Raw genomic sequence first — 10,277 nt, 5'->3', positions numbered from 1 at the left:
CAAAGCAGTATCGATTTGGAACAGGGTCCCCTCATGAAAGTAGGGCTGTTTCACACTGCAGACGGAGACCATCTGCTGTTATGTCTGCATCATCTGGTAGTAGATGGTGTATCGTGGAGGATTCTGCTGGAAGACCTGAAAGCCGGATATGAGCAGGCATTGCAAGGAAAGGAAGTCGTTCTTCCGGCAAAAACAGCTTCTTACAAAGACTGGGCGGAAGCATTGGTAGAGTATTCGCAAAGTACAGAATTGAAACAGGAAATAAACTATTGGAGGGAAATATGTAAACAAGTAAAAGACGGGAAAATTCAAGGTGACTTTGATGGCCAGCCGACGGAATATGCGCATATGCAGCTTGAACTGGAGATGGAAAGTACCCAGCAGTTACTATATGAAGCAGGGAAAGCGTATGGAACAGAGATCAATGACTTGCTGCTGTCAGCACTCGGCATGGCGGTGAAACAGTGGAAAGGACAAAATTACGTTGCCGTGGAAATGGAAGGCCATGGACGTGAGGAAATTCATAAAGCTGTGAAAATGGACAGAACCGTCGGTTGGTTTACGAGTGTCTATCCAATTGTATTGAAAGGATCTGAGGCTCCCGAAGAAGCCATCATCAACACCAAAGAAATGCTCCGAACAATTCCGAATCACGGCATCGGGTATGGCGTGGCAGCATGTCTTGGTCAGGATAAATGGCCGGATGTTGAAGCAGGCCTGTGCTTTAATTATCTCGGGCACATGGATCATGAATTTGGAGCGGAAGGAAGGATTACCGTATCCAATCTGTCATGCGGAAGCAGCATTGCAGAGGAAAACATGCCGAAGCAAGGCATTACGATGAACGGGAGCGTATCTGGCGGTAAATTACGGTTTGCTATTGCCTACAACAAGGGAAGGTACAGTGGGCAAAGTATAGCGCAGTTCTGCCAAAATTACGTTCAATCTATTCAAATGATTGTTCAGCACTGTGTATTTCAAAAAGAGGTCATAAAAACAGCTTCTGATTTCGGTGCGCTGAATATGAATGCTTCTGATTTCAAGCAACTTACACAAAGACATCCGGTTCCTGAAATATCCGGTATTTATTCGTTAACGCCGATGCAAGAGGGAATGTTGTATCACAAATTGGCAGATGAACAATCTACAGGCTATGTCTTGCAATTCAAGCTTCGCATGAAAGGTAAGCTGCAGGTTGTGAAGGTACGGGAAAGCCTATCTTTGCTGGCTATGAAGCATGATGTGCTGCGTACGGTATTTTTCTACAACAAAGTAAGCAAGCCATGGCAAATCGTATTGCGTGAGCGTGAAATTGAATGTAATGTTATTGATTTGTCCTGCAGCAAAGAACAGGATAACGAAATCATGAAGATCCAACAGGCAGATATTCTGCGCGGATTCAATTTGGAAGAAGACAGTCTGCTTCGTGCAACCATTCTGAGAAAATCTGAGGAAGAGCATATCCTTTTATGGAGTTCCCACCATATCACTATGGATGGATGGAGCTTACCGCTCCTATTCCGAGATTTCGTGCTATATTACGAAGCACTGACAGAAGGAAGCACATTGTCTTCCCTGCATGAAAGAGTACGAGAAGAGGCGAAGGGTGTTGTGTCTTATGGTGAATACATCCGCTGGCTGGAGAAACAGGACAGGGAGGAAGGGCTTTCTTTCTGGGAGAATTCCCTTGCAGATTACACTGAAGCTGCGGAGATCCAGCCGCTAAGTCCAAGTGGGAACATAGAGGAACAGGTTAAAGAAGAAGTATGTATTACGGATAAACAGTTGACCAGACAATTACAACGACTTTCCAGCACGCTCAATATAACAATAAACACGATCGTAGAAACAGCTTGGGGTGTTATATTGCAGAAATACAACCGGAATACCGATGTTGTATTCGGGAAAGTTGTGTCTGGAAGAAATGCGAGTATACAGGGAATGGAGCAGGCTGTTGGACTGTTTATCAATACCATACCGATTAGGGTGAAATGTAAAGAAAGCACAACAGTGGAAGAACTACTCGGGCAGATGCAGCAACAGGCGGTTGCAGGCATGGGATATGACTATTGTTCCCTAGCGGAAGTACAAAGCAGAAGCGCACTAGGCAACAATTTGATCCGGACTTTGTTTGTGTTCGAAAACTACTATGTAGACGAATCGTTTAAGCTTGAGAGCCACGAGTTGAAGATTGAAATAGAGAGTGCCAGGGAGCAGACAAACTATGATATTTCGTTGAGTGCATTTATTAAAGAAGCCGCCCTGACACTTAAGATTATGTATGACCCAGGAAAATATGGAGCGGAGGAAATCCAGACACTGCTGGGAAGAATGGAACAACTGCTGCAACAAATGACCTCAAATCCGAAGCAAAAAGTCAGCGAACTGCGCGTGGTGGACGAAGAAGAAAAGAGGTTGGTCATTGAGACCTTCAATGACACGGCTGCGGAATACCCAAGAGGAAAAACAGTAGTCGAGTTGTTTGAAGAACAGGTCCAACGGACGCCGGACCATATCGCGGTCGTATTTGAAGACGAAAAAATGAGTTATGCGATGTTGAATGAAAGAGCAAATCAACTAGCGTATAAGCTGAGAGAACTTGGGGTAAAACCGGATGATTTTGTTGCAATACTCGCGGAACGCAGTATAGAAATGATCATTGGTATCTACGGGATTATGAAGGCAGGTGGAGCTTATGTGCCGGTAGATCCTAGCTATCCGGAGAATCGTATCCAGTATATGCTGGAAGACTGCCGGCCGAAAGCAATTCTGCTGGGAAATGCGGAATTGCCGATCAAAGGGGATACTCCAGTCATAGACCTGTTTGATAAGGAGGTCTATACAGGCGAGGCCACAAACCCAGAGCATGTCAATACGCCACAGGATTTGATGTATATCATCTATACATCAGGAACAACCGGAAAGCCCAAAGGCGTCATGATTGAGCATGAGGGTGTAGTTAACTTTAGGGAATATTTTATTAAGAACCATGCGATTACGGCAGCTGATGTCGTACTACAGTTTGCAAGTTTTTCTTTCGATGCGACTGTATCAGAAATGACAATGAGTTTGCTGGCCGGAGCACAGCTATGTTTATGCACTGAAGATGTTCAAAAAGATGTGAGATTATTTGAGCAATATATTGACAAGCACAAGGTCACCATTGCTATTTTACCGCCGCAGTACCTAGCGCAGGTGGATATCCGGCAATTAAGAGCAGTTATTACTGCGGGCTCGGAGACCAATCGAGAGTTGGTATGCAAAAACAACAAGCACATGAAATATTCCAACGATTACGGACCTACCGAAGCAACGGTATGTGCAACGCATTGGGAATGTGATCCCGGGGAGCCAATACCGGAGCGTGTGCCGATTGGGAAGCCGATAGAAAATAAACAGATTTATATTATGAACGGCAACGACTTGTGCGGGATCGGAATGCCTGGCGAATTATGCATAGCAGGTGTAGGCTTGGCCAGAGGATACTTGAACCGGCCGGAACTGACTGCAGAACAGTTTGTCGAGAATCACTTCGGTGAGGGCAGGATGTACCGTTCCGGCGACTTGGCAAGATGGCTTCCCGATGGAAATATCGAGTATATGGGAAGAATCGATGAACAGGTAAAAATTCGCGGCTTCCGAGTTGAATTGGGTGAAATCGAAAGTGTCCTGCGCAAACAGCCTGGGGTTATAGATGTGGCCGTGGTGGCCAAGGAGAACAACGGGGACAACAGTATTTGTGCCTATGTCGTATCGGATCAGGATCAGGAACTACGATCAGGCGACATTAAAGACAGCCTTAGAAAAGAACTGCCGGAATATATGGTGCCTGCATATATTATGCAAATCGAAAGCGTCCCGCTTAATCGAAACGGGAAGCTTGACAAACATGCCCTGCCAGAACCGGAAGCAGCAAGCGGACAGCAATATATTGCACCACGGAACGAGATAGAAGAAATTGTTGCAGGTGCCTTTGCAGAAGTACTAGGTGTTAGCCTAGTGGGGATTGAAGACAACTTCTTCGAGCTGGGTGGGCACTCGCTGCGCGCAACCCGGGTTGTCAATCAAATTGAAGTGAAGACCGGAGTACGTTTGCCGCTGAAGGCCATTTTTGCCGCTCCTACGGCTCAGCTTCTTGCCAAAGAAGTAGAACAAGCAAAAGAGGAAGCATACATCCCGATTCCGAAGGCGGAAAAAAAAGAAGTGTATCCGATGTCGTCGGCACAAAAGAGGCTATATCTGCTCAACCAGATCGACGATGCAGGCATCGCTTACAATATACCGGCAGGAATGTTCATTCACGGGAATTTAGATATGGACCGCATGAAATACGCACTGGAGCAATTGACCATACGCCATGAAGCGCTGCGCACCAGTTTCCATATGCAGGATGGAGAACCCGTCCAGAAGATCGCACAAGAAGTTCAACTCGAATTGGAGTATGAAGAACGGATTGCAGGTGCAGAACAAGAAGAAAACCTGCTGCATGATTTTGTACATCCGTTTGACCTTGGAAAGGCGCCGTTGATACGGATAAAAGCCGTAAAAATAGGGAAGGACAAAACGGTCCTGCTGCTAGATATGCACCATATCATTTCCGACGGTGTATCGATGGGTATTTTAACCCAAGAATTGTCCAGGCTGTACAATGGCGAGCAGTTGCAGCCACTGAGTGTCCAATACAAGGATTACAGCGAATGGATGCAAACAAGAGACCTATCGGAACAGAAAAAATATTGGCTGGATGTATTTAAAGAACCGGCGCCCGTGCTGGACCTGCAGCTGGATTATTTAAGGCCGCAGACGCAAAGTTTTAAAGGCCACTGCATCAACGGGATGTTGACGGCCAAACAGAAGAAAGCGGTAGACGAGCTGTGCCGAAAGACGGGGGCAACCGCTTATATGGTATTGCTTTCCACAATGATGGTATTGCTTGGCAAATACAGCCGACAGGAAGATATAATCATTGGCAGTCCTATCTCGGGAAGAACGCATAAAGATACAGAGCAGATGATGGGTATGTTTGTCAATACACTGGCTATGCGTGGATACCCGAATGGAGACAAAAAAGTTCTGGATTTCCTGAAGGAAATCAAGGAAAGTGCCCTGAAAGCCTACGACAACCAGGAATATCCGTTTGAGGAACTGGTGGAATCCGTAGAGGTGCGACGGGATTTATCCAGAAACCCGCTTTTTGATGTGATGTTAGTCCTGCAAAACAACGAACAGACGAACCTGGAAATGAACGGCTTACAAATGACGAGCATAGGCAGCGAACATACTATCGCAAAGTTCGACCTCACTTTAAGCATAGGTGAAATGGAAGATGGCTATGCCATGACCTGGGAATACTGTACCGATCTGTTCGAGCAGGAAAGTGTAGAGCAGATGATGAAACACTTCAGCCACCTGGTGGACGAACTGACGGCAAATCCTGAGGTGAAAATCAGCGAACTGGGTGTGGTGGACGAAGAAGAAAAGAGGTTGGTCATTGAGACCTTCAATGACACCGCTACGGAATACCCAAGGGAAAAAACAGTCGTAGAGCTGTTTGAAGAACAGGTTCAGAAGACGCCAGATCATATCGCGATCGTATTTGAAGACGAAATAATGAGTTATGCGATGCTGAATGAAAAGGCTAACCAGTTGGCATACAAACTGCGTGAGCTTGGTGTCAGACCAGATGACAGGGTTGCGATCCTGGCCCAAAGAAGCATGGAGATGATCATCGGCATTTACGGGATTATTAAGGCAGGCGGTGCCTACGTACCTATAGATCCTAGTTATCCGGAAAATCGTATCCAATATATGCTGGAAGATTGCCGGCCGAAAGCCATCCTACTGGGAAGGGCGGAACTGCCGATCAAAGGGGATACTCCAGTCATAGACCTGTATGATAAGGAGGTCTATACAGGCAAGGCTGTAAACCCGGAGCATGTCAACACGCCACAGGATTTGATGTATATCATCTATACATCAGGAACAACCGGAAAGCCCAAAGGCGTAATGATTGAGCATGAGGGTGTAGTTAACTTTCGGGAATATTTTATTAAGAACTATGCGATTACGGCAGCTGATGTCGTCCTACAGTTTGCAAGTTTTTCTTTCGATGCGAGCGTTTATGAAATGACAATGAGTCTGCTGGTCGGGGCACAGCTATGCTTATGCCCCGAAGACGTCAAAAAAGATGCGAGATTATTTGAGCAATATATTGATAAGCACAATGTCACCATTGCGATTTTGCCGCCGCAGTATTTGGCGCAGGTGGATATCCGGCATTTTCGAGCCATCATTACTGGAGGCTCGGAAACCAATCGGGAGTTGGTAGGCGCGAACAACAAGCATATGAAATATTCCAACGATTACGGACCTACCGAAGCAACGGTATGTGCAACACACTGGGAATGTGATCCCGGGGAGCCCGTACCGGAGCGGATACCGATTGGGAAGCCGATAGAAAATAAACAGATTTATATTATGAACGGCAACGACTTGTGCGGGATCGGGATGCCCGGCGAACTATGCATAGCAGGTGTAGGCTTGTCCAGAGGATACCTGAACCGGCCAGAATTGACTGCAGAAAAGTTTGTCGAGAATCACTTCGGAGAGGGCAGGATGTACCGTTCCGGCGACTTGGCAAGATGGCTTCCCGATGGAAATATCGAGTATATGGGAAGAATCGATGAACAAGTAAAAATCCGTGGTTTCCGAGTTGAATTGGGTGAAATCGAAAGTGTCCTGCGCAAACAGCCTGGGGTTAACGATGTAGCCGTGGCGGTCAAGGAGAAAAACGGGGACAAAAGTATTTGTGCCTATGTCGTATCGGATCAGGAACTACGATCAGGCGACATTAAAGACAGCCTTAGAAAAGAACTGCCGGAATATATGGTGCCTGCATACATTGTGCAAATCGAAAGCATTCCGCTCACGAGAAACGGGAAGCTTGATAAACATGCTCTGCCGGAGCCGGAAGCAGCAGGAGGACAGCAATATATTGCGCCACGGAATGAAATAGAAGAAATTGTTGCAGGTGCCTTTGCAGAAGTCTTAGGTGTTACCCCGGTGGGGATTGAAGACAACTTCTTTGAACTGGGTGGGCATTCGCTGCGCGCAACCCGGGTTGTCAATCAAATTGAAGTGAAGACCGGAATACGCTTGCCGCTGAAGGCCATTTTTGCCGCTCCTACGGCTCAGCTTCTTGCCAAAGAAGTAGAACAAGCAAAAGAGGAAGCATACATCCCGATTCCGAAGGCGGAAGAAAAAGAAGTGTATCCGATGTCGTCGGCACAAAAGAGGTTATACCTGATAAACCAGATCGACGATACAGGCATAGCTTACAATATACCGGCCGGATTGGTCATTTACGGGAATTTAGATATGGACCGCATGAAATACGCACTGGAGCAATTGACCATACGCCATGAAGCGCTGCGCACCAGTTTCCATATGCAGGATGGAGAACCCGTCCAGAAGATCGCACAAGAAGTTCAACTCGAATTGGAGTATGAAGAACGGATTGCAGGTGCAGAACAAGAAGAAAACCTGCTGTATGATTTTGTGCATCCATTTAACCTTGGAAAGGCACCGCTAATGCGGATGAAAGCCGTAAAAATAGGAGAGGACAAAACGATCCTCCTGCTAGATATGCACCATATCATCTCCGATGGTATGTCGATGGGCATTTTAACCCAAGAATTGTCCAAGCTGTACAATGGTGAGCAGTTGCAGCCGCTGAGTGTGCAATACAAGGATTACAGCGAATGGATGCGAACAAGAGACCTATCGGAACAGAAAAAATATTGGCTGGATGTATTTAAAGAACCGGCGCCCGTGCTGGACCTTCAGCTGGATTACTTAAGGCCGCAGACGAAGAGCTTTAAAGGCCACTGCATCAACGGGATGTTGACGGCCAAACAGAAAAAAGCGGTAGACGAGCTGTGCCGAAAGACGGGGGCAACCGCTTATATGGTATTGCTTTCCACAATGATGGTATTGCTTGGCAAATACAGCCGGCAGGAAGATATTGTCGTTGGCAGCCCCATCTCGGGAAGAACGCATAAAGATACAGAGCAGATGATGGGCATGTTTGTCAATACACTGGCTATGCGAGCATACCCGAAAGGAGACAAAAAGGTTCTGGATTTCCTGAAGGAAGTCAAGGAAAATGCCCTGAAAGCCTACGAGAACCAGGAATATCCGTTTGAGGAACTGGTGGAATCCGTAGAGGTACAACGGGATTTATCCAGAAACCCGCTGTTTGATGTGATGTTTGTTCTGCAAAACAACGAACAGGCAAACCTAGCAATGAACGGCTTCAAAATGACTAGCATAGACAGCGAACATACCGTGGCGAAATTCGATCTCAGTTTAAGCATAAGTGTAACGGAAGACGGCTATGCCATGACCTGGGAATACTGTACCGATCTTCTCAAGCTGGAAAGTGTAGAGCAGATGATGAAACACTTCAGCCATCTGGTGGACGAACTAGCGGCAAATCCTGAGCGGAAGATCAGCGAACTGAGTGTGGCGGACGAAGAAGAAAAGAGGTTGATCATTGAGGCCTTCAATGACACGGCAGCGGAATACCCAAGGGAAAAAACAGTAGTAGAGTTGTTTGAAGAACAGGTTCAACAGACGCCGGATCATATCGCGGTCGTATTTGAAGACGAAAAAATGAGTTATGCGCAGCTGAATGAAAAAGCGAACCAGTTGGCGTATAAGCTGAGAGAACTTGGGGTCAAACCGGATGATTATGTAGCACTACTGGCAGAACGCAGTATAGAGATGATCATCGGTGTCTACGGGATTATTAAGGCAGGTGGAGCTTATGTACCGATAGACCCGGGGTATCCCCAAGACCGGATCGTGTATATGCTATCTGACTGCAAACCAAAAGCAGTGGTAACTTACAATACTGAAATTCAAACAGAAATTCCTTTAATAGACCTTGGAGAGAGTAAGACTTGGGAAGGTGTGTCCACAAATCCCGTACTCATAAACAAACCAAGTGATTTATTGTATCTCATCTATACCTCGGGCACCACAGGCAAGCCCAAGGGGGTTATGATTGAAAACACCGGAGTAAATAATTTGAGATCATATTTTATGGATTCTTTAAAAGTTACTTCAAAGGATAGAATCCTGCAATTCTCCAATATAGCATTCGATGGCTCCGTGTGGGATATGACCATGGCACTGCTGACCGGTGGGACCCTGTATGTCATCCATCCGGATAAATTGTCGGACAGTGAGTACATAGGTGAATATGCAGGGGAAACAACAATTATGGCTGTACCGCCTCAGTTTTATGCACAAATTAATACGTCGGGACAGCGGCTGATTATTACAGCAGGTTCGGAGAGCAGTAAAGATGTTATAAGTAAAGCAGTTGAAATTTCCAGCTACCTAAACTCTTATGGACCGACAGAAGTAACCGTATGTGCGACACAATGGTTGTGTGAAGATAAAAACAGCATTCCCGACAGGATACCCATCGGAAAACCGATACAAAACAAGGAGATATATATATTAAACGGCAGTACGTTATGTGGAATCGGCATACCGGGCGAACTGTGCGTGGCCGGGGTCGGACTGGCCAGGGGCTACCTGAACCAGCCGGAACTGACTGCAGAAAAGTTTGTAGAAAATCTCTTCGGTGAGGGCAGGATGTACCGTTCCGGCGACTTGGCAAGATGGCTTCCCGATGGAAATGTCGAGTACATGGGAAGGATAGACGAACAAGTAAAAATTCGTGGCTTCCGAGTTGAATTGGGTGAAATCGAAAGTGTCCTGCGCAAACAGCCTGGAGTTAAAGAGGTAGCCGTAGCGGTCAAGGAGAAAAACGGGGACAAAAGTATTTGTGCCTATGTCGTATCGGATCAGCAAATACGAACAAGCGACATCAAAGACAATCTTAGAATAGAACTGCCGGAATATATGGTCCCTGCATACATTGTGCAAATCGAAAGCATCCCGGTCAATCGCAACGGGAAGCTTGATAAACATGCCTTGCCGGAGCCGGAAGCAACAAGCCGACAGAAATATATTACGCCACGGAATGAAATAGAAAAAACGGTTGCATGTGCTTTTAAAGAAGTACTAGGTGTTACCCCAGTGGGGATTGAAGACAACTTCTTCGAAATGGGTGGTGACTCGATCAAGGCAATCCGTGTGGTGTCTAAGATACGGGAAGCCGGATATGAACTGGCTGTCAAAGACCTGATGCAGCTGCGTATCGTGAAACTGATTGCAGAAAAAACAGCCGCAGCAGAAATGGA

1 protein-coding gene is annotated in these 10,277 nt (G+C 46.3%); it reads left to right on the top strand.

All coding sequences use genetic code 11. The features are described 5' to 3' along the window. Positions 1-33 precede the first annotated feature (33 nt). On the top strand, positions 34-10,277 hold a 10,244-nt coding region (locus G358_RS0129025; protein WP_240480125.1), incomplete at its 3' end, for a non-ribosomal peptide synthetase.

Origin of the sequence: Paenibacillus fonticola DSM 21315, from assembly GCF_000381905.1 — a bacterium.
Lineage (GTDB): Bacteria > Bacillota > Bacilli > Paenibacillales > Paenibacillaceae > Fontibacillus > Fontibacillus fonticola.
Note: the sequence above shows the minus strand (reverse complement) of the source record. Positions and strands in the feature narration are given on the sequence as shown.